Raw genomic sequence first — 13,590 nt, forward strand, 5'->3', positions numbered from 1 at the left:
CCCGCCCGGCCATCAACTCCGTTTCTCCTGCCGAAGACCAGTTCCCCACCAAGACGCCATCCCCGGTTATCCTCTCCAGGCCCTATCCCGTCCAAGGCGCCAGCCCCGGTTACCCTCACCGCTGGCCCTATCCCGTCCAAGGCGCCAACCCGGTTATTCCCCACAGATCCGAGCCCCTTCCCGACCAAACAAAAAGGCGAGCCTGCGCTCGCCTTTGTCTGTGCCGTGATGATCGCCGGGCTCATGCCGGCGCCCCCCGGACCCGCCCTAGAACTGGCCCGCCATCAGCTGGTTCAGGTGATAGAGGTTGCGGGTGTCGAGCTCCAGCTCGGTGGCATAGGTGTTGCCACGGGGATAGGTCGCCACCACCCGGGCACCGCGCACCATACCCGCCACCGACACATCCAGGGAGTTGGAGGTCTGGGTCAGGTCCTTGTAGCTGCTCTGGCCGCGCACCTGCTGGCCGTTGAGCTGCTCCGCCAGCTCCCGGTAGGCGTCCATCTTGGAGGCGCGGATCGCCTGCAACATCTTCTCGGACTGGGAGGGACCGGGCTGGATGTCGATCACCGCATACCCCACCGCCTTGAGCACCGGGAAATCATCGGGCTTCTCGCCCACGTCATAGTTCACCACCCGGTTGCCACTGCACGCCGTCAGCAACATGGCCATCAGGCAACCCAACAAGATTTTCATCGCTGTTTCCCCGTTTTCCTGTTCACCACACCCGATGTTTCACGGCTCAATGTCAGCCAGCCCGCTTCACGCTTCATGACGCGCCACCTCAAGGGGTCAGGTTGACCAGATGGCCGGACGGGCTCTGGCCCCCCCGCATCAGGTAACCGCGATTGATGGAGGCCCGGCCAAAGGAGTTGCTGGCACCGGACAAATATTGTTTCGGGATCAGGCTCTGGGCCGTGGTCTCCACCATCTTGGTGCGCAGATCGATGATGCGGGCGTTGACCAGGATCCCCTGCTGATTGCGGCTGAAGGTGCCGGTCAGGATGCGGGAGATGGGCAGCCGGGACGAGAGATCCTTGTAGTTGCGGCTCATCACGAAATCCCCCTGCGGGGTCACCTGGATGTTGCCCGTGGTCTTGAAGTCCACCACCACCTCACCGCGCCGGTTCAGCTCGTAGATGAAGCTCTCCTCGATCTGCTGCCCCATCCAGTTGGTGTCCTTCAGGGTGTCGAGATCGACAAAGGAGGCGACCGCAATGGGCTCGGTCAGGGTCGTGAGGGACTTGCGCTCCATCAGCTGATCCGTCATGCGGGCCACCAGCCAGTTGAGCTCCATCCCCTTCGCCGCCTGGCGGGGGTCTCCCAGCTCCCGATTGATGGGGTCGGCCGACCCGCAACCGACCAATGCCAGCGCCACCGCCAGCACCGTGATAACTCTCTTCATGGATACCTTTCCTGTATCTGCACCTGACCTGTTATCGGTCGCAACCGCCAACACTTGAGGCGGGAATGCGCGCAGGATCCTCGATGATCCCCGGGCAAAGGCGCGCACTGTGCCACCGGAGCCCACCGCGCGTGCTCCGGCCAGGGAAGAAGGCATGGTTCTTGCTTTTATTTGGTCACCCGCTCCGGTGCAGACCGGATCTGTGTCCAGGATCCCTGACCCGCCCCACCGGCGGCAGCGGGGTCGCCCACTCAAGGTGTTTGTTATGAAAGTTTCGCTGCTGTTCACCCTGCTGCTGGCCAGCCTGTCGGCCAGGGCCGAACTTATCGAGGCCCAGGGCAGTGCCGCCATTCTGGGGGGCGACGAGGTCTACGCCCGCGAGCAGGCGACCCGGGATGCCCTGCGCCAGGCGCTGCTGGCCAGCGGTGCCTCCGTCTCCAGCATCCAGCGCCTGGAAAACGGCAGCCTGCGCTCCGAGCAGATCCAGATCCGCTCCGGCGGCGACATCCGCCAGTACCGCCTCAAGCGCGAAGAGGTGCGCAACGGCCGCATGTACATCACCCTCGTGGCCGACATCCAGGCGGAGCGGCAGATCTGCCAGACCCAGCACTACGCCAAGGATTTGACGCTGGTGCGTCTGCGCATGCGCTACCCGGACCAGGCGAGCACCGGTGCCCTGGACGACATGCCCGCCGATCTCTCCCGCCGGCTGTTTGAAACCCTGGCGACGACGCCCCAGGTGGTCGCACGCCAGTGGCTGGACGAGAACCTGCGCATCGACCCTCTCCATCTGCAACAGGGGGATCGCAGCGCCCTCGAGGAGATCAAGGCCCTGAGCCTGCGCACCGACAGCCAGTATCTGGTGCTCGGCAGCATCGACGACCTCTCCCTCGAGCCCCAGGGCAACGCCCTCACCAGCTGGTATGAGGATCCCGTGCGCAATTTCTCCATGCAGCTCTACCTGTTCGACGGCATCAACGGCAGCCTGCTCGGCCGCAAGGAGTACAAGGGCCGCGCCAACTGGACCTTCTCCAAGCGGGAACAGGTGGGCAGCAGCGGCGGCCAGTTCTGGCAGTCGAGCTTTGGCCAGGAGGTGGGCTACCAGTTGAAGGAGGCGGCCCAGGACATCGCCGCCGAACTCGCCTGTGCCCCCGTCACCGCCCGGATCGTGGCCCAGCACGAGCGCGGCCCCCACATCAACCTGGGCCGTCGCAACGGGGTCAAGCTCGGGGACCAGTTCCGGGTCCAGCACAGCGCCGACTTCGTCGACCCCTATGGCAAGTCCAGGGTGATGCGCAACCCCGCTGACGGTCTGTTCGAGGTGGTACAGGTGTTCGAGGATGGCGCCATCATCAGCAGTCAGAACAAATATTCGCCGTTCAATGTCCAAATCGGTGACCTGGCCGTATTGGAATAGGAATCAAGGGTTTAAAAGCACAATGCTTCTTGTATAATGCCCGCCACAAGGTTCCCGTAGCTCAGCAGGATAGAGCGGTCCCCTCCTAAGGGACAGGCCACTGGTTCGACTCCAGTCGGGAGCGCCATATAAAACAAGGGGTTAGCATCATGATGATGCTAACCCCTTGGTCGTTTTTGGCCCGGGGTACCACACGGGGTACCACAGCGCGCATTCCATAGCTATAAACCAGAGAGGCAAATAAGTCTCATTTCAATTAATTTCAGATATATATTATCTCCAAGAACCTACCCAAGGGACTGTTCTGTGCAGTCCCTTTTTCATTGGAGATTTCTCATGGCTCACCTGATCGATACGATGGCCTACACCGGTCAAACACCCTGGCATGGCCTTGGCAATATTTTGCCCCCGCAACAATCTCTCGATATCTGGCTACAGGCAGCCGGGATGGATTGGACCATCGAGCAGAGCGACGTGATGTTTAACGTCGCCTCCGATGCACTACATATCCGCCCCTACAGCGACAGCAAGGTACTTTATCGCTCCGATACCCTTGCCCCCCTGTCGGTGGTCTCAAGTCGCTACAACGTGGTACAGCCTCATGAGGTACTGCACTTCTATCAAGACCTAGTGGAAGCCGGTGGCTTTGAGCTGGAAACAGCAGGCTCGCTCAAAGGTGGCCGCAAGCTGTGGGCACTGGCCAAAACCGGTCAGGATCTCAAGCTAGCAGGCGGTGATTTGGTGAAGTCCTATCTACTGCTGGCGACCAGCTGCGATGGCACGCTCTGCACCACAGCGCAGTTCACGTCTCTGCGGGTGGTATGTAACAACACCCTGCAGATGGCACTGCGCGGCGCTACCGGTGCCATCAAGGTGCCCCACTCCACTCAGTTCGATGCGGCTGCCGTCAAAGAGTCGCTCGGACTGGGGCTCTCCCATTGGGATGAGTTCAAAGTCCAGACCAAGGCGCTGGCACAGCGGCCCGTGGCCCCTGAAGAGGCACTGCGCTTTTTCAGCGACCTGCTGGCGCAACCGCGGGATGAGGAGAACATCATCCTCACCAAGCCGGTACAACGGCTGCATGAGCTCTATCAGGGCGCTGGCATGGGCTCAGAGCTTGCCAGCTCTCGCAATACCGCCTGGGGGCTGGTCAATGCGGTCACCGAATACGTGGATCACCACCGCCGCGCTCGCAGCCAGGATCACCGGCTCGATTCCGCCTGGTTTGGTCAGGGCGCCCAGCTCAAATCCCAAGCCCTGAATCAGGCACTCACTCTGCTGCAGTAATTCCGCTTCCCCATTCAAACCGCATAACGACCTCACCCGGACTGGCGCAAGCCAATCCGGGCGTCGCCATTTATGCCGTCAACAAGGAGTCGTCATGAAAGCAAAAGCCAAATATGGCCAAGCCCTGCGGCTGGCCTCTACTACCCAATTAACCCGCGAGCAGTGGCTCGCTATCCGCAAACTCGGCATTGGCTCCTCCGATGCCGCCGTGGCAGTGGGGCTCTCCCCCTACAAATGCCCGCTCAGCCTGTGGCTGGAGAAGACCGGTCGCAAGGAGTCGGAAGATATCTCCCACAAGGAAGCGGTGTTGTGGGGCATTGAGCTGGAGCCGGTGTTGGCGCAGGTCTATGCCAAACGCACCGGCTTTCGTGTACGCCGGGTCAACGCTGTGCTGCAACACCCCGAACAACCCTTCATGCTCGCCAACCTCGACCGAGAGGTGGTCGGCCATCCCGATGGGCCGGGCATTCTGGAGATCAAGACCGCCAGCTATCACAGCGCCCCCCAGTGGGAGGAAGGAGTGCCGGTGGCTTACCAGTGTCAGGTGCTGCATCAGCTGGCCGTCACCGGCCATGCCTGGGCCGAAGTGGCAGTGCTCATCGGCGGCCAGGATTTTCGGATTTACCGCATCGAGCGCGATGAGGAGAAGATCCAGGATCTCACCGAGCGGGAAGCGCAGTTCTGGCTGATGGTGCAACAAGACCAGCAGCCCGAGCCTGACGGTTCCAGCGATGCCGCCAATGCCCTGAGCTGGCTGTTTCCGCGTGACGATGGCCAGACGGTGGATCTCTCCGATTCCCCCGAGTTCAACCAGCTGTTTGGCGAGCTACTGCAATTGCGTCAGCAAAAGGAAGCTGTCGAGCTGCAGGAGTCACAACTCAAACAGCGGCTGCAAGCCACCTTGGGCGAAGCGACAGCCGGGCTGTTTGCCGACGGCAAGATCACCTGGAAGCGCAGCAAAGACCGGCTGGCACCGGATCTGGATAAGCTCGGGCAGGATCATCCCGACCTGCTCACCCGTTACGTCAAACCGGTGCCCGGCGTGCGCCGTTTCACCATTCAACCCTTGAGGCAAACACCATGATCAAAGGACTGGCGATAACCCCGCCCGTGATCGGTCGGATCTGCATCGGCAAGCTGGTGCAAAAACAGGATAAGTGGGTGCCGGAGAAGGACGACAGCTTCACTCTCACCACCCAGGTACAACAAAAGGGGGGATGGTTGCTCCATCCCCTGCATCAACACTATTCATCGCAAAAGAGTGGCCAAGGGCAGGAGCAAACCAAGATCCGCGCCATTCCGGTGCGAGTGCTGTTCAACGACAGCGACTTGAACCTGCGAGCGGAATACAGCGCGTTTGACCGGCAAACCGGTAGGCCGCTCTGTGTCGGTAATGGGGAGGTGGCAAGACGAGTAGGGACGCAAGGCGTGGAGGAGGTCAGCTGCACTGGGCCAGAGCGCTGTGCCTTTGCAGGGCAACAGGGCTGCAAGCTGTACGGGCGACTGAACCTGTTTGTGGAGGGGCAAGGGGATGAGCTGGGCAGCTTTATCTTCCGCACCACCGGCTACAACTCGGTACGCACCCTGGCGGCCCGGCTCAAGTACCTGGAGGCTGTGAGCGGTGGCCATACCCGCTATCTGCCACTCACCTTACGACTGCGTGCCAAGAGCACTACCCAGTCCTACCGCACACCAGTCTACTACGTGGATTTGACCTTGCGGGAAGAGACCAACCTGACCGAGGCAGTCAGGCAGGCGCAGGAGGCCGCCCAGCGTGACCAAGAGGCAGGCCTTGCCATCGACCTGATGGAGCAAGCCGTTCGTGAGCTGCTGCGTAACGGCCAGTTTGAGGATATCGATGAAGAGGTGCCGATGCTGCTGGAGGAGTTCTATCCGCAAGTCTGCAGCGATGAGACTGCGAATGGTAACGCAGGGGCTGTGGCGACTGCCTCGCTTAATGCTCCGCAAGGCCGAACACCACAGAAACCACAACCAAGAAGGAGTCCGCTTACCAATAAATTGGGGAAAGGGAACCCATCTCCTCCCCAGTGAATGGCGGGTGATCAGCGGGGACGAGCCAACCGCTCCACCAACCGTTCTACCGTTTCCAGCAACAGGGTTCGGTCAACATCATCAAGCCGGGCCAGTTGCTGGCTCAGCACAATGCCTTGTTCGGTCGGGCGGTTGCTGGTCTCACGCAGAAAATCCGCCAGCTCACAATCAAACAGCTGCGCGAGCTCCGCCAACCGCACCACGGTCGGCACCACGATTCCCCGCTCCATTCGAGAGACCGCTTCCATCCCGATACTGAGGTGTTCAGCCACCTGCTCTTGGGTCAGTCCAGCTTGCTGCCGTTGGCGGGCAATGGCTCGACCAACTGCTTTGGCCAACTGCTCAAGGTTGATATCCGTCATCATGTACAGGATCTTTAGCAGCAACCAATTGAAATAGATATAAAAATGGCTTCGATTGTGATCTGATTTTATCGCCAAACAAAACCGCCACGCACGAAGCCATGACCATTATCGATGCCAACCACTATCTTGAGCAACTTCTCTCGCCTGCCGAACTCGACCGCATTGCCCGTGACTGCCAATTTTGCTTGCGCAAACGAGCCATTACGCCTGCCATGCTGGTGACTGCACTCTTGCGGGCACTTGGCTGCGACCAGGTCGATGGTATCGCTGGATTGCACCATCATTTCAATGCCTTGCAACTGGTTGATGCCCATCAGGTTTCCTACAAGCCCTTTCACAACCAGTTGCGCAAAGCGTCGTTCGCCCTGTTCATGAAGGCGCTGGTTGAACGGGCTATCGCCTTGCGTATCGGCCAACAGATGAAGACTGCATCCCTTGGCGCATTCAAACAGGTGTTGTTGCAGGATGGTACTTCCTTTGCCGTCCACAAAAGCCTGGCCGAAGTGTTTCCGGGAAGGTTCAAGACCATTAGCCCGGCGGCAATCGAGTGTCATATGCTCATGTCTCTATTGGAGCAGCGTCCAGTTTGCATGCAGGTCTCTGCCGATACGGCGTCAGAGCGCCAGTTCCTGCCTGAGCCCGAGCGGCTCAATAACAGCCTGCTGTTGGCGGACGCGGGTTACATCGATATGGCCTACTTTGCGAAGGTAAACGAGGCGGACGGTTTCTATCTGGTCAGGGGTAGTAAGAGCCTGAACCCGAAGATTATCCGGGCATGGCGCGGTGACGAACGGGAAGTGCCGAAACTGGCGGGCCTGTCACTCAAGGATGCTGGACGGCGGCACTGTCGGGCAGAGGTACTGGATATGGTGGTGAAATCGGGCAAGTTCGAGTATCGGCTGATCCGACGCTGGTTTGCCGAGGAGAAACGGTTCTGTATCTGGATGACCAATCTGCCACGAGAGGCATGGCCAGCAGAGCGGGTGATGAGCCTGTACCGCTGTCGTTGGCAGGTGGAGCTGCTGTTTAAGGAGTGGAAGTCGCACAACCGGCTCAAGGGCTTTGTGACAGGTCAGAAAGCCATTGCCGAGGGGCTGGTGTGGGCCAGCCTGTTGTCGCTGGTGATGAAAAGACGGGTAGCTCAGACGCTGATGGGGGACGGTTTATCCACACTGAAAGCGGCGAAAAATAGCGGAACCTGGTGGTTCCCGTTATTGGAAGCGGTGGCTCATCGGGCGTTGGAGGAAATAAGAGAGCGTCTGGAATGGGCTGCCGTTTACTTGGCGAAAAATGCCCGTCGAACCAAGCAGCGAAAATCGATACAGAACAGGACCTTAGAAGGAATTTCAAATGAAGTGTTTTCTTAAGGTCCTGTACATGAATCTGTTCTACAACTCACCGATGGAATCTTGTGTGCTCGTTTGCAATCGACAGAAACCTGCCGAACGCCAGGGGAGGGTGATCTTTATCGATGCGGTAAACGAGGTATCTCGCGAACGGGCGCAGAGCTTCCTCAGGCCCGAACATCAGAAACGTATCCTTGGTGCATTTAACGCCTTCAGTGACGAGCTTGGGTTTGCCAAAGTCGCAACCCTGGCCGAGATAGGTGCCAATATGGGTAACTTGTCGATTCCGTTGTACGTCAAACGCCTGACGGCCGCTATGGGTACCGATAGCAACGGCGATAAGCTATCGCTGACATCTACTTGGGAACAATGGCAGACCGATGGACGAGCCTTCTGGCAGCAGATGGACGCATTAGTGGAAACGTTAGATGGGCTCTCAAAGATCGAGGAGGTGTCATGAGGCTTCAAACTATTCGGCTATCGAATTTTCAGTCTTTCGGTGAGTCACCAACTGAAATCGAGTTGGACGACATAACCTATCTGATTGGCCCCAACGGCTCAGGCAAGACGGCTGCGCTCCAAGCTCTGTGCCGCCTGTTTGCTTTCGACCCATCCTTGCGTCGCATCTTACGTTCGGACTTTCACGTTCCATTCGATGAGGAGAATGTGCCTGAAGAACGTCAGCTTTGGATTGAAGCTGATTTCCTCTTCCCGGAGCTGGTGGAAGATGAAGACAACAACACCGTTGCCCCCCACTTTGGCCACATGCGGCTTGATGAGGCGGATGGAATTCCGCGTGTTCGTTTTCGCCTCAGTGCCACAATGGGGCCGGATGGTGACATAGAAGAAACCTTGGTTTATGTCTTGGACATTAATGCGGATGGTTCACCGCTCAATACCGCGCAAGTGCCCCGGTCTGAGCGCAACCATATCCATGTCCACTACCTACCGGCTCGCCGTGACCCAGCAGATCATATTGCCTACGGCGCCAATGCGTTGCTCGGGCGTATGCTGCGCGCGGTGAACTGGGATGCAGAGCGTGATGTCATCAAGGAGCTCACTGACCGAATTAGCAACAGTCTGGCGGCCAACCCATCGGTAGATGCGTTTAGCACAAGCTTGAGGGCAGCATGGGGCTCTTTGCACAAAGGCAGTTTCTTTACCGATCCGAAAATCACCTTTGTGGCCTCCGAGGTTGAAGCCCTGCTGAGGCATATGTCAGTTTCCTTTTCACCTGGGCACGATGGGCAGTTGGTCGACTTCTCACGCCTGAGTGATGGCCAGAAATCCATGCTATATCTGGCCCTCGTGCTATCGTCTCAGGCAATTGGTCGCTCAGTACTGGCCGAAGAGGACCCGTCTTTCGATGCTGACAAACTTCGCCCGCCAGTTTTTACGCTGGTCGAAGTCGAGGAGCCTGAGAACAGCCTTTCACCCCATTACCTCGGGCGAATCGTAAATGCCCTGAACTTGATGACCGGTGGCGGCGACGCACAAGCGCTGATTGCCACTCACGCGCCATCGATGCTACGACGGGTTGCTCCTGAACGGATCCGCTATCTGCGTCTGGCTGAGGGACGAACAACGCGCGTTACCCATATCCAGTTACCCGACACTGCGGACGAAGCACACAAGTTTGTGCGTGAGGCCGTGCAGGCCTTTCCGGAAGTCTATTTCTCACGGCTTGTTGTTCTTGGAGAAGGTGACAGTGAAGAAATTGTGTTGCCGCGCCTTCTTCAGGCCAAAGGTGCGCCGGTTGATGAGTCTGCGGTCTCGATAGCTCCGTTGGGCGGGCGTCACGTCAATCACTTCTGGCGGCTACTGTCAGCCCTACAGATTCCCTATCTGACGCTGCTTGATCTGGATGTAGCTCGTTATGCTGCGGGCTGGGGGAGAATCAAGTACGTCAATGACCAGTTGGCTGTGTATGAGCCGAGCAAGGTCCTGCCCGCCGACTATGGCATCCCCAATTGGAAAGACGCTACCCAAAAAGTCAGGGATTACGACAACTATCTTGCGGCTCTTGAAAGACGAGATGTGTACTTCTCGTATCCCATGGACCTGGACTTCACCATGTTGCTTTCATTTCCAGAAGCCTACGGCGTCGAGGAGGATGAGCCGGATGAATCAACGATAAAAGCTGTTTTGGGTAAAAGTCATTACGACGCAACTCAGTACAGCGAAAATGAGCTGAAGCTATTCAATACCTACCATCAGCGCTTCAAGCTTGGTAGCAAACCCGCAGCCCATATTGATGCTCTGGCTCAGCTGACTGATGAAGAGTTGCTGGCTAACATGCCTGCATCCTTAAACAGATTGGCTGATGCTGTTATCGCCAAACTTGAGGAGTGGCCTGAGTGATAGCGGTGGATGTCTGGAAGCCCGCAGATGGGTTAACACTCGAACCCAACGCCTTGCGTGCGGCAAAGGAGCAAGAGCACTGTCTAGCGCTAACGGCTGGCCCCGGTGCGGGTAAGACCGAAATGCTTGCGCAGCGGGCAGACTTCCTGCTGCGCACTGGCACCTGTCGTTATCCCAAACGGATTCTGGCCATTTCGTTCAAAGTTGATGCTAGCAGCAACCTGAAAGAGCGGGTCAAGCGGCGTTGTGGTTCCGAGCTTGCCACGCGGTTTGACAGCTATACCTTTCACGCATTTGCCAAGCGCATCATCGACCGTTTCCGTCCTGTGCTGACGGGCGAGTATGCTCTGGATGTTGGGTACAAAATTGCGGATCGGAAGCATGGCCCATCACGGACGTTGATCGAATTTTCCGATCTGGTGCCGTTGGCGATCCAGATCTTGCAGAAGTCTGCAGTGGCGCGAAATGCCATCCGTCAAACCTACAGTGACGTATTCCTCGACGAATTTCAGGACTGTACCAACCTTCAGTACGAACTGCTCAAGCTCGCCTTTCAAGGCACGAGTATTCGTCTGACTGCAGTGGGAGACACAAAGCAGAAGATCATGGGCTGGGCAGGAGCTTTGGAAGGCATCTTCCAGACCTTCGTTGCTGATTTTGCAGCGACTCCGCTCAACATGTACCGCAACTTCCGTTCTAAACCACGTTTGCTGCGTCTGCAAAACGAAATCATACGCAAGCTTGATCCCTCATCTGTTATGCCAAGTGAAGATATTATTGGCGATGAAGGCGAAGTATTTGCGTGGCGCTTTGAAAGCAGCCGCCAGGAAGCTGATTATCTTGCTGGCTTGATTGATGGTTGGATAAAGACGGAGCAGTTGCCACCGGCCGAAATTGCGGTCCTCATTCGCAATCAGCTCGATCTGTATGCAGACCATCTTATGGCGGCACTAGAGGCACGTGGAATACCTTTTCGCAATGAGCAGCAGATGCAGGACATCACTGTCGAGCCTGTCGCACGCTTAATCGTGGATTATCTGTCGTGCCTATACGGCCAGCGCGAGCCAAAGGCTTGGATTCGGCTCATGAACCAGCTAGTCCCGTTTGCCGATGAAGACATTCAGTCGAACGTGCGCAAGGACCTTGATCGACTCATTAAGCATAGATGGTCGCCCCCGTTTGCCAAGCGAAATATGTTGTGGTGGCTTTACTCAGGTCATCGATTGCAGCCATAGATCCGGACTGTACTGAGGTAATAAAACGCCTCTGTCCCTGATGGAATCCGCTGATGGAGGCCTCAATCAACAACGCGCTCTTTCAAGAGCCTTGCCTAAACCGGGTTTTCCCCATCACGGTCTGACCTGTTTTGCCATCACTTCATGCTTGCCTGGGCAATCGGTGGTGTTATCCCTCTCTTGCTGACCCCGAATATTAAGCGTTCATCACTGGCGCGCAGTATTCCTGGTCTTTGGCCAATAAGGCCCACACTATCCGTGCATTCTTATTAGCCAATGCTACCGAGGCAATGTTGTTATTCCGGCGCTCCAATAGCCTACTGGCCCAACCCGATACGGTATCCTGTTTACGTTTGACAGACTGTAAGACTGCCCTGGCGCCATGGATAAGCAAGGTCCTCAAATAGGTATCTCCGCGTTTGCTTATCCCAAGCAGCACTTGTTTGCCTCCACTGGAATGTTGGCGTGGCACTAAACCAAGCCAGGCCGCAAGTTGCCTGCCATTCTCGAAATTGTTGGCGTTGCCGATGGTCGCAATTAACGCACTGGCGGTGATGGGGCCGATACCCGGGATCTTACCAATACGCTGGCATAGCGCGTTTTGCTGATGGCACTGCTCTATCTGTTTATCGAGCGTCGACACGACATCAAACAAATACTCAATATGTTTCTGTAGCAAACTCAGTTGAACACGAAACAGGCTGGGTAACTGGTTCTCTGCGTCCTCCAGGATCTCAGGTAACCGTCGTAGTAGTTGGTGGATCCCGATAGGCATGACAATGCCAAATTCAGCTAATAATCCCCTGATTTGATTCATGTACAGAACCTTAAGCGGCAAGCGAATTAATAATACCGTCTAACGTGTTGTTTTGCTTGGATTTTCTCTGCCTACTCTTTTTGCCGTTTTTGGATAAATACACCATTGCCCACTCCAACTTCTCTGTTATTTCCTGCCACGCACCATGGATGATGCTCGCCAATATCGGCATTAACCAAAGCGCGCTGTTTTTGGCAATCTTCAGCATCGATAACTCCGCGCTGCCAATCAGCGTCAGCGCCAGCCGACGTTTGACCAGCAAGGCCAGCAAACTAGCCCAGATCAAGCCTTCCGCTATCGCTTTTTGTCGTGTCGCGAACGCCTTCAACCGGTTATGTGATTTCAGCTCTTTGAACAACAGTTCGATCTGCCAACGGCAACGATACAATGCCATCACCTTCTCGGCTGGCCATCGCTCACGCGGAAGATTGGTCATCCATATACAGAACCGTTTTTCCTCTGCAAACCAACGTCTTATGAGTCGATATTTATACTTTCCCGAACTCACATCCAGATCCAGAACCTCGGCTCTGCAGCTTCTCCGATCGATATCCTTGAGCTTTTTTCCGAGTAACTTGGGCATTTCCCTGCCGTCCTGTCGGTAAGCTGCCTGTACTTTGGGATTGAGATTTTGACTCCCTCTGACCAGATAGCTTCCTTTGGCTTTGGTCACATCAGCAAAGTACTCGCGGCTGATGTAACCGGCATCCGCCAATAACAGTTTGTTATTTAACGAATTTGCGGCCGGAAGATGCTTGCGCTCCGATTCGGTATCCGCCGTGATACTCATCGATATCGGCGACTGGTCCAGCAAGGACATGGTCATATGACACTCTACCGCAGCGGGGCTGTGCTTATTGAATCGGCCCGGGAAATGTTCTGCCAATTGCGGATGTAACGCGAATGACGACCCGTCCTGCAGCAGTACCTGCTCAAAGCCTGCCAGTCCGTGGGCGTCCGGTAGACACTCCTTGAGGCGTAAGGCGATGGCTCGTTCAACCAGTGCGCGCATGAACAAGGGAAAACCCTGCTTGCGTAACTGGTTGTGAAAGGGTTTATACGCTATTTGGTCAGTATCATGGAGCTGCAACGCATTGAAATGGCGATGCAAACCAGCAATACCATCCACCTTGTCGCAACCAAGCCCTGAGAGCAGAGCCGGGAGTAGTCTCGCAGGCTGGATATCCCGGAGTCGCTGACAAAAACCGGTAAATTTACCGATCCGGTTGAGTTCAGAAGAGCTAAGAAGTTGCTTGAGGTACTGGGTTGCATTGATAATAGTCATGGCTTCGGGCGTGTCGGTTTTTT

12 protein-coding genes, 1 tRNA gene and 1 pseudogene are annotated in these 13,590 nt (G+C 56.6%); 9 read left to right on the top strand and 5 right to left on the bottom strand.

Translation table 11 applies throughout. The features are described 5' to 3' along the window. Window positions 1–267: 267 nt before the first annotated feature. Together C3F36_RS05225 and C3F36_RS05230 are read right to left on the bottom strand one after the other, a co-directional pair. Window positions 268–693, bottom strand: a complete 426-nt coding sequence (locus tag C3F36_RS05225) for an LPP20 family lipoprotein (RefSeq protein WP_010673311.1) — start codon at window positions 691–693, stop codon at window positions 268–270. A gap of 88 nt (window positions 694–781) precedes the next feature. After that, the gene (locus tag C3F36_RS05230; RefSeq protein ID WP_010673310.1) at window positions 782–1,402 is read right to left on the bottom strand and encodes a FlgO family outer membrane protein; all 621 of its coding nucleotides are present in this window, start codon (window positions 1,400–1,402) and stop codon (window positions 782–784) included. Between the two features lie 265 nt (window positions 1,403–1,667). Between C3F36_RS05230 and C3F36_RS05235 the strand changes: the two genes are divergently transcribed. The 5 genes from C3F36_RS05235 (at window position 1,668) to C3F36_RS05255 (ending at window position 6,158) form a co-directional block, all read left to right on the top strand. Continuing rightward, entirely contained in the window at window positions 1,668–2,819 is a 1,152-nt protein-coding gene (locus C3F36_RS05235; protein ID WP_039041370.1) for a flagellar assembly protein FlgT, read from the top strand. A gap of 50 nt (window positions 2,820–2,869) precedes the next feature. Further along, window positions 2,870–2,946, top strand: a tRNA-Arg gene (locus C3F36_RS05240). A gap of 209 nt (window positions 2,947–3,155) precedes the next feature. Then, window positions 3,156–4,106, top strand: a complete 951-nt coding sequence (locus C3F36_RS05245; RefSeq protein WP_104454628.1) for a DUF932 domain-containing protein — start codon at window positions 3,156–3,158, stop codon at window positions 4,104–4,106. A 94-nt stretch (window positions 4,107–4,200) separates the two neighbouring features. Further along, window positions 4,201–5,190 carry a YqaJ viral recombinase family nuclease gene (locus C3F36_RS05250; RefSeq protein WP_104454629.1) on the top strand — a complete coding sequence of 330 codons (990 nt, stop codon included), beginning with the start codon at window positions 4,201–4,203 and terminating at the stop codon, window positions 5,188–5,190. Next, window positions 5,187–6,158 (top strand): recombination directionality factor, encoded by a 972-nt coding sequence (locus C3F36_RS05255; protein WP_104454630.1) that lies wholly within the window; start codon window positions 5,187–5,189, stop codon window positions 6,156–6,158. The genes C3F36_RS05250 and C3F36_RS05255 overlap by 4 nt, the downstream gene beginning before the upstream one ends. Window positions 6,159–6,169: 11 nt before the next feature. Here the strand turns inward: C3F36_RS05255 and C3F36_RS05260 are convergent, their stop codons facing one another. After that, the gene (locus C3F36_RS05260; protein ID WP_104456000.1) at window positions 6,170–6,520 is read right to left on the bottom strand and encodes a helix-turn-helix domain-containing protein; all 351 of its coding nucleotides are present in this window, start codon (window positions 6,518–6,520) and stop codon (window positions 6,170–6,172) included. A 101-nt stretch (window positions 6,521–6,621) separates the two neighbouring features. On the opposite strand from C3F36_RS05260, the gene C3F36_RS05265 reads away from it, so the two are divergent. From C3F36_RS05265 to C3F36_RS05280, 4 genes are read left to right on the top strand one after another with little or no spacing between them, the layout of a single operon-like run. Next, on the top strand, window positions 6,622–7,890 hold the full coding sequence (locus C3F36_RS05265; RefSeq protein WP_104454631.1) for an IS4-like element ISAeme4 family transposase: 1,269 nt from the start codon (window positions 6,622–6,624) through the stop codon (window positions 7,888–7,890). 10 nt (window positions 7,891–7,900) lie between these two features. Continuing rightward, window positions 7,901–8,329: an N-6 DNA methylase gene (locus C3F36_RS05270; protein ID WP_199769668.1), complete on the top strand. Its 429-nt coding sequence runs from the start codon at window positions 7,901–7,903 to the stop codon at window positions 8,327–8,329. Continuing rightward, window positions 8,326–10,230, top strand: coding sequence for an ATP-dependent nuclease (locus C3F36_RS05275; protein WP_104454633.1), 1,905 nt, complete (start codon window positions 8,326–8,328; stop codon window positions 10,228–10,230). The genes C3F36_RS05270 and C3F36_RS05275 overlap by 4 nt, the downstream gene beginning before the upstream one ends. Beyond that, window positions 10,227–11,465 carry a UvrD-helicase domain-containing protein gene (locus C3F36_RS05280; RefSeq protein WP_199769669.1) on the top strand — a complete coding sequence of 413 codons (1,239 nt, stop codon included), beginning with the start codon at window positions 10,227–10,229 and terminating at the stop codon, window positions 11,463–11,465. The genes C3F36_RS05275 and C3F36_RS05280 overlap by 4 nt, the downstream gene beginning before the upstream one ends. Before the next feature lie 196 nt (window positions 11,466–11,661). Here the strand turns inward: C3F36_RS05280 and C3F36_RS05285 are convergent. Both C3F36_RS05285 and C3F36_RS05290 read right to left on the bottom strand, forming a co-directional pair. Next, a pseudogene (locus C3F36_RS05285) lies at window positions 11,662–12,279 on the bottom strand (IS110 family transposase); the annotation flags it as partial. 13 nt (window positions 12,280–12,292) lie between these two features. After that, window positions 12,293–13,567, bottom strand: a complete 1,275-nt coding sequence (locus C3F36_RS05290; protein ID WP_011191341.1) for an IS4-like element ISApu2 family transposase — start codon at window positions 13,565–13,567, stop codon at window positions 12,293–12,295. Between the last annotated feature and the right edge of the window lie 23 nt (window positions 13,568–13,590).

This window comes from Aeromonas sp. ASNIH2, from assembly GCF_002934795.1.
GTDB lineage: Bacteria > Pseudomonadota > Gammaproteobacteria > Enterobacterales > Aeromonadaceae > Aeromonas > Aeromonas caviae.